Source organism: Indolivaga alginatilytica (assembly GCF_003201355.1).
GTDB classification, from domain to species: domain Bacteria; phylum Bacteroidota; class Bacteroidia; order Bacteroidales; family Dysgonomonadaceae; genus Dysgonomonas_A; species Dysgonomonas_A alginatilytica.
In genome coordinates this window covers 1-19027 of the sequence record NZ_QICL01000050.1, presented here as the reverse complement: position 1 = coordinate 19027, position 19027 = coordinate 1, and the positions used below count along the sequence as shown (strand labels likewise).

15 protein-coding genes and 1 pseudogene are annotated in these 19027 nt (G+C 36.9%); 9 read left to right on the top strand and 7 right to left on the bottom strand.

Annotated features, from left to right (window positions below; genetic code table 11):
• The 3 genes and pseudogenes from CLV62_RS20750 to CLV62_RS22400 form a co-directional block, all read left to right on the top strand.
• On the top strand, positions 1-1620 hold a 1620-nt coding region (locus tag CLV62_RS20750), incomplete at its 5' end, for an RHS repeat domain-containing protein (protein WP_170120119.1).
• A 10-nt stretch (positions 1621-1630) separates the two neighbouring features.
• Positions 1631-2113 carry a hypothetical protein gene (locus CLV62_RS20745; RefSeq protein ID WP_110312685.1) on the top strand — a complete coding sequence of 161 codons (483 nt, stop codon included), beginning with the start codon at positions 1631-1633 and terminating at the stop codon, positions 2111-2113.
• A 150-nt stretch (positions 2114-2263) separates the two neighbouring features.
• A pseudogene (locus CLV62_RS22400) lies at positions 2264-2439 on the top strand (RHS repeat domain-containing protein); the annotation flags it as partial.
• 270 nt (positions 2440-2709) lie between these two features.
• On the opposite strand, the gene CLV62_RS20735 reads toward CLV62_RS22400, so the two are convergent.
• The 7 genes from CLV62_RS20735 to CLV62_RS20705 all read right to left on the bottom strand — a co-directional run bounded on the left by CLV62_RS20735 (position 2710) and on the right by CLV62_RS20705 (position 11658).
• The gene (locus tag CLV62_RS20735) at positions 2710-4665 is read right to left on the bottom strand and encodes an FISUMP domain-containing protein (RefSeq protein WP_146212815.1); all 1956 of its coding nucleotides are present in this window, start codon (positions 4663-4665) and stop codon (positions 2710-2712) included.
• A gap of 40 nt (positions 4666-4705) precedes the next feature.
• Positions 4706-6091: a fimbrial protein gene (locus tag CLV62_RS20730; protein WP_110312683.1), complete on the bottom strand. Its 1386-nt coding sequence runs from the start codon at positions 6089-6091 to the stop codon at positions 4706-4708.
• Positions 6092-6131: 40 nt separating this feature from the next.
• Entirely contained in the window at positions 6132-7061 is a 930-nt protein-coding gene (locus CLV62_RS20725; protein ID WP_221409269.1) for a FimB/Mfa2 family fimbrial subunit, read from the bottom strand.
• Between the two features lie 103 nt (positions 7062-7164).
• Complete coding sequence (locus tag CLV62_RS20720; protein ID WP_110312681.1) at positions 7165-8178, bottom strand: fimbrial protein; 1014 nt, start codon at positions 8176-8178, stop codon at positions 7165-7167.
• 7 nt (positions 8179-8185) lie between these two features.
• Positions 8186-9658 carry a DUF3868 domain-containing protein gene (locus CLV62_RS20715; RefSeq protein ID WP_110312680.1) on the bottom strand — a complete coding sequence of 491 codons (1473 nt, stop codon included), beginning with the start codon at positions 9656-9658 and terminating at the stop codon, positions 8186-8188.
• Between the two features lie 13 nt (positions 9659-9671).
• Positions 9672-10259 carry a DUF3575 domain-containing protein gene (locus CLV62_RS20710; RefSeq protein ID WP_110312679.1) on the bottom strand — a complete coding sequence of 196 codons (588 nt, stop codon included), beginning with the start codon at positions 10257-10259 and terminating at the stop codon, positions 9672-9674.
• Positions 10260-10617: 358 nt separating this feature from the next.
• On the bottom strand, positions 10618-11658 hold the full coding sequence (locus CLV62_RS20705) for a linear amide C-N hydrolase (RefSeq protein WP_110312678.1): 1041 nt from the start codon (positions 11656-11658) through the stop codon (positions 10618-10620).
• A gap of 551 nt (positions 11659-12209) precedes the next feature.
• On the opposite strand from CLV62_RS20705, the gene CLV62_RS20695 reads away from it, so the two are divergent.
• From CLV62_RS20695 to CLV62_RS20670, 6 genes are read left to right on the top strand one after another with little or no spacing between them, the layout of a single operon-like run.
• The gene (locus CLV62_RS20695; RefSeq protein ID WP_110312676.1) at positions 12210-14468 is read left to right on the top strand and encodes an aconitate hydratase; all 2259 of its coding nucleotides are present in this window, start codon (positions 12210-12212) and stop codon (positions 14466-14468) included.
• A gap of 33 nt (positions 14469-14501) precedes the next feature.
• Positions 14502-15089, top strand: coding sequence for a DJ-1/PfpI family protein (locus tag CLV62_RS20690; RefSeq protein ID WP_110312686.1), 588 nt, complete (start codon positions 14502-14504; stop codon positions 15087-15089).
• Between the two features lie 17 nt (positions 15090-15106).
• Positions 15107-15589: a GNAT family N-acetyltransferase gene (locus CLV62_RS20685; protein WP_110312675.1), complete on the top strand. Its 483-nt coding sequence runs from the start codon at positions 15107-15109 to the stop codon at positions 15587-15589.
• A 14-nt stretch (positions 15590-15603) separates the two neighbouring features.
• The gene (gene icd, locus CLV62_RS20680; RefSeq protein ID WP_110312674.1) at positions 15604-16866 is read left to right on the top strand and encodes an NADP-dependent isocitrate dehydrogenase; all 1263 of its coding nucleotides are present in this window, start codon (positions 15604-15606) and stop codon (positions 16864-16866) included.
• A gap of 58 nt (positions 16867-16924) precedes the next feature.
• The gene (locus CLV62_RS20675) at positions 16925-18271 is read left to right on the top strand and encodes a citrate synthase (protein ID WP_110312673.1); all 1347 of its coding nucleotides are present in this window, start codon (positions 16925-16927) and stop codon (positions 18269-18271) included.
• A 10-nt stretch (positions 18272-18281) separates the two neighbouring features.
• On the top strand, positions 18282-18668 hold the full coding sequence (locus tag CLV62_RS20670; RefSeq protein WP_110312672.1) for a DUF423 domain-containing protein: 387 nt from the start codon (positions 18282-18284) through the stop codon (positions 18666-18668).
• Positions 18669-19027: the final 359 nt, after the last annotated feature.

Below are 19027 nucleotides of genomic sequence, written 5' to 3'. Positions count from 1 at the left end.
CTGGTGTATGTAAATACAGCCAGAGAAAAACAGGACGGACAGGCGGAAGAAAAAGCCAACGAACGCAAACTGCTTTGGGACGAAGAAAACCGTTTGCAGGCGATTAACGACAATGGGTTTATCTCCGGTTACTGGTATGATGCCAGTGGAGAAAGAGTCATCAAAACCTCAGGAGACGACGAAGGCATCTATGTAAACGATGTGTTCAGCGGCGGATGTACCGAGACGGCTAACTTTACGGCTTATATCAATCCGTATCTGGTAGTCAGCAAAGGCGGACAGTACACCAAACATATTTATATCGGCAGCCAGCGTATTGTAAGCAAGCTAGGTGATCTGGATAGTTACGGACAAGACCCACGCAGGTTAGAATATGCAGGTTCAGAAGTGGACGGTGCTAAAGTGAATTATAAAGCTAAGTATCAACAAAGCCAGCAAACCATTAAAGACCGTTACGCCTATTTTGAAGTACCCTATTATGGTAAGGATAATGACGATTATGTGAATGGCGGAGGTTTCTGTTGTAATGATGCTCCGAAAACCCGTTCTTTTGATCCGGGTAAGAATGATAATCCTGAGTTGTATCAGTTTTATTACCACTCGGATCATTTGGGTAGTTCGTCTTTAATTACTAATTTGGACGGTGAAATTGTGCAGCATATAGAGTATGTGCCCTTCGGTGAGGTATTCATCGAGGAACGTAACAATAAGTGGAATACGCCATTCCTTTTCAATGCTAAGGAGTTGGATGAAGAGACGGGATTGTATTATTACGGGGCGAGGTATTATGATCCGAGAACAAGTGTTTGGTTAAGTGTTGATCCATTGGCTATATATAATCCATTGGAAAATGAAAACTACATAGATGGACAGCATAATGGAGGAGTATATAATCCTAAAAATCTTAATGTCTATGGATATTGTTATCAAAATCCGATATTATATATCGATCCTAACGGAAAGCAATCCGAAGGTTCACATATTACAGGTTCCTTTCTAGGATGGCTTATTCCTCCTGCTAAACCAAGAACACCGTTACAATATATGCAAAGAGATCAATTGCATATTAAACTTGCACAAACAAGCATAGATATGTTAGGTTTAATACCCATTGTGGGCGAACCGGCAGATATTCTAAATGGAGCATTATACTCAATACAAGGAAAAAGTACAGATGCCATGTTAAGTTTTGCGGGTGCTCTACCTGTTGTTGGTTGGGGTGCTACAGCAACTAAATGGGGAAGAAATGTTCTAAAGTATTCAAGAGGTGCATTTTATTCAAGTTCTGGACTGCGTTTTGCTTATGGAAGTATACATGGGAATAGATTATCTCATGTAATAGAGCATACTGTAAATATTCTCACAAAAGCTAAGCATGGTGTATTTACTGTGGGGGATAACCTTGTAGGAACCTTAGATGAAGCTTGGGATATTGCGAAAAAAGGAGGAGATGATGTGGTCAAAACAACTGAAAATGGAAAGGATGTTTATACTGTAACTATGAATAGAAAAGTAGGATATGAAGGAGGAAGTCGTGGGTCTGGGGATGATCTGTATAAAGTACAGATTGTTGTAAAAGAAAATACTAGCGATGTCATAACAGCATATCCAACAAAATAAGTTTAAAGCGATGATTAATATTAATAATATTCATAATGGTAACATTAAGTTAGAGTTTCCTTCAATATCTTTTTCTCAAGAATCTAATACCTATTATTGGGCTATTGATGAGTCTTTTGAAAAAGAAGACGAAAGTTCAAGCAAAGTCCTGAGGAGTCTAAGAATAATGTTGCTTAAGTGGATTGATGCCATTGTACAAAATAAAGAAAAAAGAGATATACTCTATTTACCATTTGATTTTGCAGATGAATATATGGGTGTCCTAAGAGTTTCATTTTTTAATGAAAATGTTTTGAATGTTGAATATGGATATACACAGATGACAAATGGTTGGAAAATTTCACCATCTCAATATAAATATTTTGATATTCAAATAAATGACTTCGACTCTATATCACCTTGTATTGTTATGAGTATAGATGATTTTATCGAAAGTTTAAATATTTGTATAGAGAATATTGATAGTTTTGGCAATGTACCAGATTCGAGGTGATTTATTAACTCGATAATAATAAATCTGATTATTGATAAATAGAGGCGACAAAAAATCGTCTCTATTTTTTTATATTTTCAGAATTTAAACACACAGTTTTAACGTCCCCAATATTAATCTTCATGTACCAAATTAGGTGATAATAACTCTGAGTTGTATCAGTTTTATTATCACTCCGATCATTTGGCAGCACAAGTTTAATTACTAATTTGGACGGTGAAATAGTACAGCATATCGAGTATGTGCCCTTCGATGAAGTTTTCATAGAAGAACGAAACAACAAATGGAACACGTCGTTCTTGTTTAATGCCAAGAAGTTGGGTGAAATTAAGAGGCAATAATAAATAATTACTTGTCCTCAATTATATAAAAAAGATATTCAAAGGTTAGTAGAATATCTGGAAAGCTAAAGTTTGTTACTGCTAAGATAGTATTAGTTTATTAAATTTAGAATAATAAGGATTTTTTTCTAAAAGTTATTTTGTTTAGATCCTATCTTCATAAGTGTATAGACAATAATTTAAATAATGAAGGTATACTTATGAAGATAGGTAAGCTGTTATTGATATATTTAACCGTTTTCGAGTGGCTAAAAATTAATCGCGGACACATCTGAGCAGACAACCCAATGTTCTGGCTACAGGAAAGATAATATAAGTTCCACTTGCAATACTCATTATTTCGGTAGTTGCTCCCAAAGGGTTAACATCACTTGCCCAATAGTAGCTATTAAACCCGGCATCTGTTAATATGCCTGTTGCTTCTCGTCTACCGCCGGCAGGAAAGAAAAGGGCTCTGCCCGGATTTTCAAATGTCGCATCATTTGCTTCCTCCGGTGTCGGAGCAAACCAAACTCCCGGATAATCATTTTGAACTGAGGCATCTCGCCAGCTTCGCCCTGTAGAACTAATTAAAGCTTGTAATTCAGCTCTTGTAGGTACTCTCCATCCGGCAGGGCATGGGTCGTTTGCTTCTTCCCATAAGAAACCTTCTGCTCCTGTGGTATTCCATCCGGTTACCTCTCCGGTACTAGCCCATGCTATATCTCTGTTCCATTGATAGAACTTACCTATCTGTAATTGGTCTGCAAAAGTATAGGGCAAATCGACATTGGTTTCCGACCATATTACCCCTCCGGGACCCGGTTCTGGGCCGTCTTCTAACGAAGTTTGTATAATGGTTGCAAGTATCTTTAATCTGGCACCGCTTATTAAAAAAAATCGTACTCTGTCGTCCGAATCAGCAGGATTCTCCTGAGTTGCTACAATAGATATAGTTGATCCGTCAGATGATTTATTGACTTGAAAATAGTCGTCGCTTAAACTGGATGACGGTGAACCTTCGGAAACACCATCCCTGTCTGCCCATGTTAAAGTATAATTCGATAAATCTGTATCAACAAGAATATCGTAAGAGGAATTAGCTTCTCCTTCCAATGTCACATAAGACTCTGATACTCCGAGATAATTATTTATATCGAAAACCATGTGTTTTATATAATCGCTCCATAATACGACTCTTGCCTCCATGGATGAGGATATATTGTTTGCTGCTTCCTGAGCAGTAGGATATCCTGAGCGAAAAACATACGTTATATTAAACTCATATCTGTGATTCCGCAGAATTTGTCCGAAGGGATGACCTTCTATATTGGGATTAAAATCGAGTCTGTAGTATGTTATCGTGCTACTTCCGGCGTAGTAACCTCCAATAACAATACATGTAGCATCATTGACTAGGTCACCTGATGCTGGTGTAGTAACTTCGGGTAAGTATAATTGTGCAACAGATAATGTCGGTGGAGTATTGATTGGTGTAGTATTGATACTTTGAACTGTGCCTATAGGTATACTCGGATCTGTAACACTGGGGGTGTTTGTCGGATTATCAGGTATGATTTGCATATTGTCCGATACCCTGAAAGCCTGTATGCTAACCATCTGGAAATTTGGTATAGTGCTTGCGATAACATCTACACGGGCTACAGAACGAAGCATTCTGATGTTATTAATATTGTTTTCCGTAGTCGAAGATATACCTGTAGGGAATAGATAACTGCCCCACATGGTTAGATTAGTTCCTGTAACGTTTGTTGAAATCGCTTTTGTCAATCCGGCTTTTACATTTGCCATTGTTTCACCGACCTGCGGTTCATTAGCTTCGAGTTCGGCATTCGCATTGGCAATTATATAAATAGTGGTGGGTTGGTCACTCGATAATAAACGGGCTTCGAAGCTTGCATTATTATTACTGCCATTCGAAATTTTTGACCCTGCAACTCTGTATTGATAAGCGTCATTTTCAAATACTAATATTTGTATCTGACTTATAATACTCTCTAAGGCTGTTTGTCCCGATCTCAGCTGAACTTTAGGAGGTGTAGCGTCGGTAGTTATAACTCCGAATCGGAAATCGCTTTCGTGCGTATTTCCATTTTCTTTATTTGGAATATTATCATCAGAACAATTGTAAAATAGTATTACAATTATAAATAAAGATAATTGCCCGATATAATATCCTATATGTTGTATAAATATACTGACCTTACTCATCTGATAATTTTTATTGTCCGGTTTATCAACATGTACTTGTTTATAGTCCAAGCTGATTTATACTGATTACGATTCGTGCCCGTTTAGCCACAATGAGTATATACTTTAGATTGTCTTCTGCTGATGGATTATCAGTAATGGCTTCAACAAATATAGCATAGTTTGATTTTGTAACACGTATGACCCCATCATCAATACTCCCTGCTGGATCACCGAGTGGATTACCCGATGCATCGGACCATTGTATCGTATAGCTTGGTATGCTGGTAGATACAAATGTGTATCCGGTTGATCCGGCGGTTGCCGCTAATTCAATATTGCGTTTGGACAACCTGAAATAATCAGTATCATCAATGCCTACATTTATATTTGCATCCGACCAGTCTTGTGAAGCGACTTCGATATTTGCCGAAATGTTTTCAGCTGCTTCCTCTGGAGTAGGCCAACCTGCTGAAGTCACTTTCAGAATGTCGAATGTATAATGATGGTTACGTAATATCTGACCTAAAGGATATTCCGGAATATCCGGTGCAAAATCAAGCCGGTAATAAGTAACAGTAGTGCTTCCGTTATATCTGCCGCCTATTATAACACAGGTAGCTTCTGATACCTGATTGACAAAAGCAGGAGCTTCTGATTCGGGTAAATAGAGTTGCGCTTCCGAAGTATTCCCAATAACGGGTATAGGTGTGGTATTAATAGTTGAAGAACTACCTGTAGGAATACTCGGGCCGGATACCAATAATGATCCCGAATAAGCGTTTGGGGCAATCTGGAGCTGACTGCTAACCCTAAAGGCTTGCACACTTGTCATTATAAAATTGGCGGGAGAATCCACACTGTTGATATCTACCCGTGCTATTGCCCGTAAGACTTTTAGTTGTGCTACAGTATTATTCAGAGTACCCGATATTCCGGATGGTAGAGAGTACTCTCCCCACATCGGAAAATTACCGGTTATATTAGTTGATGTGACAGCCTTTGTAAGTTTCTGTTTTACTTCATTCTCGGTTTCACCAACCATTGGTTGATTACTGGAAATGGCATCATTACTATTAGCAATGATGTATATTTTAACGGGTCTTGTTTCTGTATATATTTCTATATCGAACGTTGCCGAAAGATTATCAGAGTTAATGAGGGATGTTCCCGATGCGGTATAATTATATGTATATCCTTCGCCATTGTCGATAAATACCAAAGCCTGTACTTGGCTTATTTGGGCTTCGCCGGGTGTTTGTCGGACGAGAAGTAAATTAGTAGTGTGAAATTGTACTTTTATATTTCTTGAACCGACCTTGCCAAGATCTTCCTCTTCCTTACTGCAAGACGTGAAAATACTTATTGTAGCCAATATGGCAAAAGCTAAGAGTAAGAAAGATACTCTCGAAATAGCTATTGATTTATATTGGCAAACTGGTTTCATCTATGTTGTTTATGCTTAATTGTTTATACTTATGTGTTGTTCACCATTCGAACCAGTGGTATACATCATTCCAGTCTGTTACTATAATATTAACGTTCAATGAAGATCTTACATCTATTAATACATTAGTAGTAACTCCTTCAACAGGTACTATATTGCCTCCATTCACGTTATTAGTGTTTGCCGTAGCAATTAATTCTTCACCTTTGTATATATAAATTGTTAAGCTGTTACCCTCCGATAAAGGATACATGCTAAAAGGTGAGGAAATAAACTGTGTATTAGATGTATTGAACTCTCCACTTTGCTTATAGTCTATAGGACTGCCCACCAGATTGCCTTTAAAGTTATAAGTGTCTTCTTTGGCTCCTTTAATTATAAAGTAATAGTCGTTTGCCGCTTGGGCATCCAAACCTTTTACCATTATATTAACAATAGCTGTTTTTCTTTGTATTGTGATATTATCCTCTAATGTAATATCAGAGTTCGCACTACTGCTATTCATATTTAATATCCCGAAGAATAAATCATCAGGATTGACAGCATAGCCTTCTGCATTTTTCTTTAATTGTACAAAGGCTTGATTCATGGAAATCCCATTAGCCAGAGAGTCTGCCTGTTGGTTGCCATTTAAATTACTCCATACTACCACAGAGAAACTATTGGTTCCTTTAATTAGTAATTGGATACGGGTTCTATTCTGAATATCATCAGCCGATACAGGCAATTGTTGAATTAAGCGTTGATTTTTGTCAAAAACATAAAGCTTAGCCCCTCCTGCTTCTCCGCTGGCTGTTATATCTTGTCCTGTTGCATCTATAGCTTTTATCTGTAAAAGCAATGTTGTATTACAATTCGGAAAATCATCTTTTATGCAAGCCGAAAAAGACAATAATATCAATAGGGTACATATACTGTATAAAGTGTATTTACCCCATTGATTAGATATGTTATATGCTAAATGTCTCATGTGTTTGCAGCGATAAAGATGCCATTCAGATGCTTGATTATTCATAAAGTAGAGAGAACTTTTGTTATTTTTCGTTCTCTCTACTCGTTGTTCTCTTCAGTGATTACCACTCTGCACTTTGGTTCGGTACAACTACCCAGTCTTCAGGTGTAATGGTTACGGTAAGAGTTGCCGGATCACTTGGCACTTCGGGGTCGGGAGAACCTGTTCCCAAACGGCGGAGTGTTATATCCAGAGTATGTTGGGTGTTCCGTACAATGGCCGGAAGGCGGAAGGGGAAATACATCACTTCTCCATTATAAGTTCCCTCTAAAGTAAGCAGTGTTGCGTCTGCATCATCACTGCCTCCATCAGTGTTTGCAAAAACATAGAAATATCTTTCATCATGATCATCCAGTTCGATTGCTTCATATAGATATTCCTTGACATTTGCTCCCTGAACAGTCAATCCTTCAATACCGCTGTAGAATGGTTGTGTAGTAACTATAGAAGGTATACCTATCGAAGATAATGATTTTGATTTAATGATAGCTACCCCTGTCAATTCAAATAAAGCAGGATTTGATCCTACAGCAGGATCAATTGTAATTGTACCAAGTTTAATTTTAGCGACTATACGGCTGATCGAAATATCCAGATCGTTAGTACCTGCAGATTCGGATTGTAGTGTTATTACTTCTTCTCCACTCATTACTAGTCCATTGGTTAAACTGCCGTCTTGATCATCTAAATGGATATAACTTGCAGCGAGTGCAAATTTGCTATAGGGATCTCCTTCTTCAAAGGTCGGGAATAAAGCTGGAGCATTAGCAACTACTACTACTCTTTTAACCCCTGTTGTAAGATTATCAATAAATAATTCTAATCCTTCCAGTGTGGTAGATGTTGCCGCTTTTTCTAATATATTATTTGCAAATACATATACAGTAAAACCATGGATTGCATTTTCTTCTGCCTGTGTAGGTGCACCTACACTACGGGGCGTAACCCCTTTTCCTACCAAAGTCACTTTTAGAGATGCTTTGGTTTTAGTTCCCGAAGAACTCTCGTCATCGTTATTGCTACAAGCAGAACATAATATTGCTACAATGCTTGTTAAGATAAAAAATCGTTTCATGATTAGTTTAGTTTTTGATTATTTTATTTAGTTCGTTTAAATTATATGACGCTTCCTGGCTTCCTGCTTGTTTCGCTTGAGATAATGCTTTCTCAGCATCCTCAAGTTTTCCTTGTAAAAGATATATGGCTCCCAGATTATTTAATGCACTACCATTATTTGCCGATTGCAAAGCTAATCGTTCAGCTTGAGCATAATTGCTACGCATTGCATATGCCGCGGCCGCATTTTGTTTAGTAGTCTCATCTTGTGGATATAGACTATGGGCAATAATAAGAAGTTCACAAAACTCGTTGCTTCCTTTGCCATAGCTCTCTGCTAATATGAAAAGTTCTTTACGGCTTAATTGGTCGGGATGTTCTTTCAAAATCTTCTTACTTTCATCTAAGCCGTATTCAGGTATTCTATATTCAATTAAATAGTTTACTCTTCTTAGCAAAGGGAAATATTCGTTGAGCATAAAACGATAGGGGCGTCCTCCATCAAATTGCATTAATTGCTTTTCTCTTCCATCAAAAATGTCAGTACTATTAATAATAGAAAGCACTTCTTCTTTTTTATCCATATTACCATCTTGGATAAGTTTGATTAAACCATCCCAATCTTCACCCATCCAATCAATATGAAACAGGTTTTCCGGAAGACTGTACCGTTCTTGCAGATAGTTGTTTAACGATTTAGCCCTTTGTTCTGATAGGCGTTTGTTGAAGGCATAAGTTCCCTCTATAGAGGCAAAACCTGTGATTGATATATTTTTGATAGTAATGTTTTTGTCATTTAGCAAGATATCTAAAGTGGTATGTATTTTATCCAGTTCAATTGTATTATTAGCTAAGGAAGGATCAATTGCTGATTTCCCCACATGGAATTTCAGGTATGCGCTCCCTTGTTTGTTCCCTATCTTTATAGTGTCGGCAGGAGGTGTTATGAAAGAGAACATGGGTTCGTATTTATATGGTATTATTACTTCCTCAATTTCTAATGTTGGTTTTTCGGCAAGTAATCGTTCATACTGATTAGCAGCTTTTCCGCAACCTGGGCAATGGCTTTCATCCAAATATAGAGATGATTGTTTCATCCAGTCTTCGAAATTTAATGTGGTAGAGTAAGATACAATTTGTTTTTTTTGCTTTCCAGCTTTTACTACTTCAAGAGCATCTCTATTATCATCTTTCAATGTGCCAAATTCTTTTTGCCTAAGGTATACTTTGTGACGTATTTTACCATTGATAATTAATGGCTTGAGTTTTAATTCCTGATTTCCATTTCTGATTACAGGAGTGAGGACTAGCTGTTCGCGTGTAGACATATTCAGTGCCTTAAGATCGAAATCGAGATCTACATGAAGAGAATTACCTTCTTGAGTGAAATTTTTAACCTCGAAGCTAATATTATTAGCTGCGCCATCTTGAGCATTTAATTTGCTATATCCTAATAAGGCGAGAATGGCAAAGAGGAGGATTTGTCGATGGATTTGCATATCGTTTGTGAGATTATTTAATTAGATAAATAAAGCTAAGACCTATTTTAGTCGGACCAAAGTAGTTAGAGGATTTACTTCCTAACTGATCTCCACAATCACAAGGCTCAAACTTGTCATATTTCATATAGTTGTAGCCGAAACCAATATTTGCTTCCATATTCCAATGAGAGCTTAGAATCCATTGGTATCCATAAGAAACGCCGGCTCCAATAAAGTAGCCTTGGTATCGATGATTTTCGCTATCGCTTCCGAAAACGAAATTCGGTAAGTTTATTCTACTTACGTTGAATTCACCACCTTGTGCATGAACTCCAAAGAAATGTCCTTCAAACACATCACACAGCCAATAGCGTAATTCGGATTGGGCAACCCAATGTTTTATCTTTTTGTTATTTCCAAATTCCCAAGGATTATATCCTCCGGAAAGATCTACTGTCCATTTGTTCCCTACAGCCATTTCGGCTCCAATATTAGGTGTGGTAGTTGCCCAATAAAGAGCATTGGTTTTTAGCCCTATCTTTTGAGAGTACCCATTGGCAGCAAAGCATAAGAGTAACACCACTACGAGTGTAATTTTTTGTCTTAAGATTGATTTCATGAGAGAATGAATAAAGTTTTCTGTTGTTATAATGTTGTAATAGCCTATGTGTTTAGTCTCGCTTGTCTTTGACTAACCAAAATTGTTACTTTTTATATAAAAACAAGTTGAAGTAACTTTTGTTCACATTGAATGGCAATTGAGTGCATAGTCTTAAATAGAGTTTCTTATTATAATTAATGAGGCACGCAACGATATTTTATTGAGAGGTTAGTGGCTTCTGTTTTTTTTATTTTAACAATTTATGCCGATAGATGTTCTTATTGATATTTCATTTAGTTCTATTATATAGTTTGAACGTATTGGTTATAAGAAAAGCGGCATATAAGCCGCTTTTCTGAGTAATAGTCTGTGTCTTTTATATACCTTGAAAAACAAATGGTTTTGACGGCGTGAAATCGCCAACACTATTGCCTGCATGTGTTGCACCGCTTACCAAGTCTAATTTCATAACAGGAGCTTTTTCGGAAAAATCAACATCTTTGAAGTCTACCCAGAACACATTTGGATATAGAGTAGATTCAAAATAATATACTTTGTTTTTTTGATCGGACACAGTTCTCCATCTTGTCGATGAAATATTAGGCTTATTGGGTGTACTTATACCATAAGGAACAGACACATTACGTATAACGCTAAATACACTGGCTACATTTATGCGTGTATCTTCCACTTGTGGAATGGCATTTATATAATAGGATGCTCTTACGAATCGATCGGCTGCACGATTAGTACCGGGTAACATGGTAGTTCCACCGATGTTCTCCCAATATTTATTCAAAGCAAGCTGCTCGTCAAATATAGGAGAATTGGTCATAACCTGATATAATCTGTCATGGTGAATAACTAATTTCCCTTTGATATATTCGAATATAGCATTATCCCCCGTGACATCAGATATTGACAGATGAAGTGTTGCCATTCTATCTTGACCGGGCATATTGTCTGAAATTACCTCGAAAGATTCTTTTTCTAAGAACGAAACGGCTTCGTCAACAGTCGCAAAATTATCTAACACATATTGTACCCATGCAGCTATTGTTAAACCGGATTTCTTTTGATCCCATACTGCATATTCCGATTCGGCTAACCAAAGGAGGTTTGCGACTAATCCTTTTTCGTTCATCCCGTCAGTACTTGACATATCATAAGCAGAAGCAATCACGCTTCCATACTTTGAGGTCCAACGTACAGAGTTAGGTCCCACTTCTCCGTTTCGTTCCATACCTCTTGGAAATATCCAAAGATTACTCATTATATCTTCTTTCCAGTCCATAGATCGGGCTGTAAGAATTGTATTATTAGGACCTTGATACACTACACGTGTACAAGCCTCCGTTTTTTCTGAGAAAAAACTAATGATAGCAGTTGTCAGTAAAAAGAAAAGTGCTTTTTTCATCTCAATAGATAGTTTAAATAAATTAATGTTTCCGTTGATAACACTAAGAAAGTTAATATGGTTCAGGTTAATTGGAAATATAGTTCGAGTTAGGTAATTATATCAAATATAATCAATTGGTATGGTTGTATTTTGTTGTTAAATAGTAAGTCGTATTTATTTTTGTATTGTTTAACTTAATCTACTGTAATATTATGATTAATATGACCTTTTATCTCAGTAATGCACTACATTTACATCATTACTTAATTATGGATATTATGGGCGAAAAAAGAATTAAAAAAGAGACGAAGAAACCTAAGCAGGTTAAACCTAAAGTTATAGCTGCACAACCTTCTACCAAGGGGTTGGAAGAAAAGAAAAAAAAGATTTATTGATGATCTGAGAGGCGAGTGTTTTACTCGCCTTTTTTGTTCCTTGCTTATCTGTTTATGTATAAATATGTAATTTCTGTGCATAAATATAAATTATTTTTTCTATTTAAATTATATTTCATATCTTTGAATGTGCTATAAAAAGGAATTAAAGATTAACTAAAAGATATATAAAAGATGGTTTTTGATATTAAAATGATTCAAAATCTATACGAGTCATTACCTCAAAGGATATTACAGGCAAAAGAAGAATTAAAAAGACCTCTTACGCTTACAGAGAAAATATTGTATGCTCACTTGTCAAAGGATGAGCCTATTAAAGACTATCAGAGAGGTGAAGATTATGTGAATTTTGCTCCCGATAGAGTGGCTATGCAGGATGCAACAGCGCAAATGGCTCTTTTGCAGTTGATGAATTCAGGTCGCGAAAGAGTTGCAGTACCGTCTACGGTGCATTGTGATCACTTGATTCAAGCTTATAAATCAGCAAAAGAGGATTTGAATACGGCTGAAATTACCAATAAAGAAGTATATGATTTCCTAAGTGTTGTATCCAATAAATTCGGAATAGGTTTTTGGAAACCGGGTGCAGGAATTATACATCAGGTAGTATTGGAGAATTATGCATTTCCCGGAGGAATGATGATTGGTACAGATTCTCATACTCCTAATGCCGGCGGATTAGGAATGATTGCTATTGGTGTAGGAGGTGCAGATGCTGTTGATGTAATGGCGGGCATGCCTTGGGAATTGAAGATGCCTAAAATTATAGGAGTAAAACTAACCGGAAAGCTATCGGGTTGGGCTTCTGCTAAAGATGTAATTTTGAAACTGGCAGGTATTCTTACCGTAAAAGGTGGAACCAATGCTGTTATAGAATATTTCGGCGAAGGTGCATATTCGCTTTCGGCTACAGGAAAAGCTACTATTTGTAATATGGGTGCTGAGGTAGGAGCTACTACTTCTATTTTTCCTTACGATGAAAAATCGGCTGAATATTTAGTTGCTACTGACCGAAAAGAAATAGTAGATGTAATAAATTCGGTAAAAGACCATTTAAAAGCAGATGCTGAGGTTGAAAATAATCCTGAAAAGTACTACGATCGGGTAATCGAAATCAACTTATCACAATTAGAACCATATATCAACGGTCCGTTTACTCCTGATGCTGCACATCCTATTTCGGAATTTGCAAAAGTAGTAAAAGAAAAAGGATACCCTCAGGCAATGGAGGTTGGTCTGATAGGTTCTTGTACTAACTCTTCATATGAAGATATGTCGAGAGCAGCTTCAATCGTAAAAGATGCAAGATCGAAAGAAGTGTCGGTTAAAGCACAATTTATAATTAATCCGGGATCGGAGCAAGTTCGTTTTACCGCTGAAAGAGACGGTATACTAACCGAATTCGAAGAAGTAGGTGCAACCATTATGGCGAATGCCTGTGGACCTTGCATCGGACAATGGAAGCGTGAAACCGAAAATCCGGAACGCCCAAATTCTATTGTAACATCATTCAATCGGAATTTTGCCAAAAGAAATGATGGTAATCCCAATACACACGCCTTTGTAGCTTCGCCCGAATTGGTCGCAGCTCTGACAATAGCAGGAGATTTGTGTTTTAATCCGATGACGGATACTCTTACTAATGCTAAAGGCGAAAAAGTAAAACTAAAAGAGCCTGTTGGACTTGAATTGCCTCAAAAAGGTTTCGGTGTCGAAGATTTAGGCTATATTGAACCTGTATCAGAAGGTAATAATATAGAAGTTAATATAGCTCCCGATTCGCAACGCCTGCAAATATTACAACCGTTTGCAGTTTGGGATGGAAAAGATATTATTGAACAACCCTTATTGATAAAAGCAAAAGGGAAGTGTACAACTGACCATATTTCGATGGCTGGACCTTGGCTGCGTTTCCGTGGACATCTGGATAATATATCGGATAATATGTTGATTGGTGCAGTAAATGCATTTAATGACAAAACTAATTCGGTTAAGAATCCATTAACAGGAGAGTTTGAAGCCGTGCCACAATTGGCTCGAAACTTCAAAGCAAAAGGTTTAGGTTCGATTGTAGTAGCTGAGGAAAATTACGGAGAAGGTTCTTCTCGTGAACACGCAGCTATGGAACCTCGTTTTTTGAATGTGAAAGCGATTATTGTAAAATCATTTGCACGTATTCACGAAACCAATTTGAAAAAGCAAGGTATGCTTGCTCTAACTTTTGTGAATAAAGAAGATTATGACAAAGTTCAAGAGGAAGATAAAATAAGCATTTTAGGATTGACCGAGTTTCAACCCGGAAAAAACCTAAAAGTAAAGTTGAGCCACAAAGATGGAACAGCAGATACAATAGAAGTAGCTCATACTTATAATCAACTTCAAATCGAATGGTTCAAAGCTGGTAGTGCATTGAATTATATGAAAGGTGAATAAGGCTACAGCTTTTTAGCCGCATAAATGAAGAGAATGAATATAAATGTAATTCTATTTCCTGATTTTGAGACTCTGGATGTCTTTGGACCTGTTGAAGTTTTTGGCAAAGTTGAGAAATCTACCATTAATTATTATTCTCAGCAAGGAGGGATTATATCTAATAAAGACGGTATAAGAATTGAGACTCAGAAAACAGATAATATCAAAATTAATGATGTGCTATTTATACCCGGTGGAGGAGGAATACGTAAAGAAGTTGGTAATATAGAATTTCTTAACAAGATAAAATCACTAGCCGAAAAGAGTCGATATATATTAACTGTATGTACAGGTAGTGCCTTGCTTGCCCGAACAGGACTTCTTGATGGAAAAAAAGCAACATCTAATAAGCGGGCTTTCGATTGGGTAAAAAGTAATTCGGATAAAGTTAATTGGATACAGCAAGCTCGGTGGGTAATTGACGGGAAATATTACACATCATCAGGTGTCAGTGCTGGAATAGATATGGCTTTAGGTTTTGTAAGCGATTGTTTAGGAGATGAGGTTGCGGAGCAAATAGCTTTTCGAGTAGAATATAATTGGCAGAGAGATAAGCTGCGCGATGATTTTTGGAAACAATAAATGTTAGTTTGGGTATCATGAAATATACGTTTAGAGAAGTAATAGATTCAGATATAGAAGAAATATGTCATTTTCCTCAAAGTGAAATAGAGTTGTATTATATGTTTCCCATCACAGATTATCCTCTGACCAAATTGGTTTTAGTAGAACATCTAAAGAATCGTTATAATTCAATGGTCTTTCTCTATGAAGATAAGGTCTGTGGATTTGCAAATTTTTATGGTGTAGAGAAGGATAAACAATGTGCACTTGGTAATTTAGTTGTCAGCCCTGATTATCGTAATAAAGGGGTAGGGCAGTTTATTATTGAGACCATGGAGCAGGAGGCTCAACGCTTATATAATGTGAATGAGCTACATATTGCTTGTATTAATGAGAATACTACTGGCTTGTTATTGTATGAGAAGTTGGGGTATATACCATTCGAAATGTCGAGACGTCTCGCAAAGGATGGGAAAATCAGACTGATGATTACGATGAAAAAGGTTTTCAAAGATTAAAATATAGAATAATAATGTCACAAAAAATAGCAATAGAAAACGGTAAACTAAACGTACCGGATAGCCCTATTATTCCTTTTATAGAAGGAGATGGAGTAGGAATAGAGATTTGGAAGAATTCTCAGCAAGTAATCGATAAAGCAGTAGAGAAAGCTTATCAGGGAAAACGCAAAATAGAGTGGAAAGAAGTTCTTGCAGGTGAGAAATCGTTTAATGAAAACGGTTCTTGGCTTCCCGAAGATACAATGAATGCTTTTCGTGAATATCTGGTAGGTATAAAAGGACCTCTTACGACTCCCGTCGGGGGAGGAATCCGTTCATTGAATGTGGCACTTCGTCAGGATCTGGATTTATATGTATGCCTACGTCCTGTTCGTTGGTTTAAAGGAGTAGTATCTCCTATTAAAACTCCCGAGAAAGTAAATATGACTATCTTTCGTGAGAATACCGAAGATATTTATGCAGGTATCGAATGGATGCAGGGAACACCTGAAGCTAAAAAGTTTCTGGATTTTCTTCAAACAGAGATGGGTGTAAAGAAAGTACGCTTCCCCGAAACTTCTTCTTTTGGCGTAAAACCCGTGTCGGTTGAAGGTACAGAACGGTTGGTTCGTGCAGCCATAGAATATGCTTTGGAGAATAAATTACCATCGGTAACCATTGTTCACAAAGGTAATATCATGAAATTTACCGAAGGAGGCTTCAAATTATGGGGATATGCTCTTGCTGAAAAAGAATATGGCGATAAAGTATTCACTTGGCAGCAATGGGAAAAAATCAAGAAAGAAAGAGGTGAAACAGAAGCCAATAAAGCGTTGGAACAAGCTAAATCGGAAGGTAAACTAATCATCAAAGATGTAATAGCAGATGCTTTTCTTCAAAATACCTTACTAAAGCCTGCCGAATATTCGGTTATTGCTACTCTTAATTTGAATGGAGACTATGTTTCCGATCAATTGGCGGCAATGGTTGGAGGTATCGGTATCGCTCCCGGAGCCAATATCAATTATATGACGGGACACGCTATTTTTGAAGCTACGCATGGTACAGCTCCTGATATTGCAGGAAAAGATATAGTGAATCCGTCCTCTTTATTACTTTCTGCTGTAATGATGCTTGAATATATTGGGTGGACTGAAGCAGGCGACCTTATCACCAATGGTTTGGAAAAACTTTATAGCAAAGGAGAGGCAACTGCCGATCTTGCCCGCTTTATGGATAATGGAACAACACTTTCAACGAGTGCATTCTCTCAGCTTCTAATAAGTAATTTGTAATAAGTAAATATAGAATAGGTCTGTGACCAGAAATTAATAACGCCATAAATTTTATCCGATGAATAACATTATAAAGAAAATCTCCGAAACGATACGCACCACTACACAAATAGATCCGGACTTATTTCAAACATATAATGTAAAAAGAGGACTCCGCAACGAAGACCATACAGGGGTTGTTGTCGGGTTAACCAAAGTCGGAGATGTTGTAGGGTATGAAAGGGACGAAGATGGATCGTTGAAAGCCATCCCCGGAAAGTTGATATATAGAGGAATCAATATCGAGGATATTGTAAAAGGGGCACAGGAAGAAAACCGTTTAGGGTTTGAAGAAACAATATTTCTGATACTTGCAGGGTATCTACCCGCAAAAGAAGAATTGAAAGATTTCTCACAATTGTTGAGCCAGACGATGGATTTGAATCCTAAAATTACGATGCATATTCTCGATCTCGAAGGTTCTGATATTATGAATATTCTTTCGAGATGTGTTCTAGAATTATATACCTTTGATGAGAATGCAGATGATACATCAGAGGAAAACTTGGTTCGGCAATCACTCAATCTGATAGCCACATTCCCTACCATTATTGCATATGCATACAATGCCCTAAGGCATAACCAAGGCAAGTCACTTCATATAAGACATCCAAAAGTGAATTTGTCTTTAGCGGAAAATTTCCTGTATATGATGAAGGGAAACAAATATACCCCGCTTGAGGTTAAGATACTCGACCTTGCATTGATGGTTCACGCAGATCACGGTGGAGGTAATAACTCTACATTTGCAGTGCGTGTAACCAGTTCGACAGGAACAGATACTTATTCTTCTATTGCTGCCGGTATCGGTTCCTTAAAAGGACCTTTGCATGGAGGAGCCAATTTGCGAGTCGTAGATATGCTTAAACATATTAAGAAGAATATCAAAGATTGGACGGATGTTGAAGAGGTTGATGCTTTCTTGCAGAAAATACTGAATAAACAAGCCTACAATAAAACAGGTCTTATATATGGTATAGGTCATGCTATTTATACAATATCAGATCCACGTGCTACTTTATTGAAGGAAATGGCTCGCGACTTAGCCATTGAAAAAGGGCGGGAAGACGAATTTAATTTCTACAATCTGTTAGAAGAACGTGCGATTAAAAACTTTATGGAATATAAAGGTAGTAATGTGAAAAAGCAAGTTTGTGCCAATGTAGACTTCTATTCAGGCTTTGTATATGATATGATAGGCTTGCCTCAGGAAATATACACACCATTGTTTGCGATGGCTCGTATTGTAGGATGGACTGCACACCGTATTGAAGAATTAAACTTCAAAGAACGGAGAATAATTCGCCCTGCATATAAAAATGCATCAGACATCAAAAGCTATATACCTTTGAATGAAAGAACATAATATTTGAGTAATGAAACAATTTACATTAATTATAGCCGGTTTTTATGGCTTGATTACAATTATACTGGGAGCTTTAGGCTCCCATGCTTTTAAAAAGATACTCTCGGTGGATAAGCTGGCAAGTTTCGAGGTTGGTATCCGCTATCAGATGTACCATGCAATTGTGTTGTTGATACTAGGTTTGTTTCTATCCTTTACAACACCACTAGAGAGATGGTCGAGTCTTTGCCTGATAATAGGAACCTTCCTTTTTTCGTTTACTATTTATTTTCTAGCTTTCTCCGAATACTGGAATATCAATCTGAAATTCTTAGGGCCTGTTACTCCCATCGGTGGTGTTTTCCTTATAATAGGCTGGGTTTTGTTAATTACTTATTTTGTAAAGTCTAAGTTTTAAGCAGATTACATCCGTATATTCTAATAAAGCGATATTAGAGAGTTAAATAGTCAAAATTTCTTCCCTTAAAATAGTATATGAGATTATTTATTTTATATATTTGCCAAAGAGCTGGTTTTAAGCATATAAACATGAAAAATATAGCAGGGTAATAATCTTGCTATATTTTTTTTCTCTCTAAATGTCTGATAAATAATGTTTTGAAAATTTCTTTTTCATTATTCAAAAAATATTCATCAAATTATTTGGATTGTATATAAAAAGGGACTACTTTTGCACTCGCTTTAGAACCGAGAGACGGTTTGAAAGAAAAGCGAAAAAGAAGCGATCCTTGACAAGGTTATACATAAAAACAAAAA